The following is a 1318-nucleotide window of genomic DNA, read 5'->3' on the forward strand; positions in this document are numbered from 1 at the left end:
TATCTAGTAACTAAACATATTATACGTTACTCATTTTTATCACGCTTTATAACATTGTTATTTCAAGGATGTTTCATGCAGTTATGGCAAAAATTCACCGTCTTATCTTCGCTAATCTTGTTCCCATTCGCGGCCTCAGCAGTACCAGTCACAGATGAAGTCGATATCGGCGGTGCAGTACGCGTAAACTACGGTTGGAAAGATTACGACAACAACTCCAAGCTTGAGTTTGAACTGTTCCGTGCTGACGTTAACTATAAGAGCAAAGATGGCCTTTTTGCCTCAGCTCAGTATCGTTGGTATGAAAACATGGACGTAGTTCATCATGCCTACATGGGTTATCAATTTGATGAAGCCCAATCAGTGCAAGTGGGTGTAACCCAAGTGCCATTTGGTTTATTGCCTTATGCAGCCCATTCATTTTGGTTCGGCGCAACTTATTATCTTGGCTTTGAAGATGATTATGATGCCGGTATCCATTACAAAAATGAACAAGATGGTTGGCGTTACGATTTAGCTTATTTTGTTAATGACGAAATTGGCGACGGTTCTAATTATGATCGTTACTCATTTGATGCGGCCACAACAGCCGATTCACCATATGAAGAGGCAGGACAAATCAACGCTCGAGTTGAGCGAGAATTTACTTCTGGTGAAGTCACTCATAAGTTAGGTGGTTCATTACAATACAGCCAATTAGATTTTATGGCTGATGCAGCTACCGTAGTGGGTGAAGACACCAATGGTCTTGCCGCTGCAGCGCATTGGCAACTTGACTGGAAAAAATGGCAATTACAATTACAATATATTCATTATGACTATGATATAGACAACAGTGAACGTATTGCGCTAAGTGCATTTCAATATCCATTTGAAATTGCTGCTGAAGCCGATGTTGCTACCGTTAACATTGCTAAATCGGTTGACGTTGATTGGGGACCAATCACTAATTTGAATTTTTACAACGATTACAGCCAAGTGATGGCATCGGGTCAAGGTCTTGATGATTCTATCCAGAATGTGACTGGTGTAGCCATCACTGCAGGTAAATTTTATTCTTATGTAGATTGGATTGCCGGTAAAAATATGTGGTTTGTTGATGGTGCAGGCGTTGGTATCAATAACGGTGATACATCATGGCATTCACGTTTGAACATCAATATCGGTTTTTACTTCTAATCACTTTTGATCTGAATAAAGCAGTACTACGTACAGTCCTGTGATACCTAATTAGGCATCGATAAATTCGTTTATCGGTGCCTATTTTTATCTATTCTTATAAACTTTGAGTAAAGGACAAATTAACAATGATTAAATA

1 protein-coding gene is annotated in these 1318 nt (G+C 39.3%); it reads left to right on the forward strand.

Translation table 11 applies throughout. The features are described 5' to 3' along the window. Positions 1-75: 75 nt before the first annotated feature. Entirely contained in the window at positions 76-1179 is a 1104-nt protein-coding gene (locus CXF78_RS00750) for a hypothetical protein (RefSeq protein WP_011638302.1), read from the forward strand. Positions 1180-1318 lie beyond the last annotated feature (139 nt).

Source organism: Shewanella sp. 11B5, from assembly GCF_002836795.1.
Classification (GTDB): Bacteria; Pseudomonadota; Gammaproteobacteria; order Enterobacterales; family Shewanellaceae; genus Shewanella; species Shewanella frigidimarina.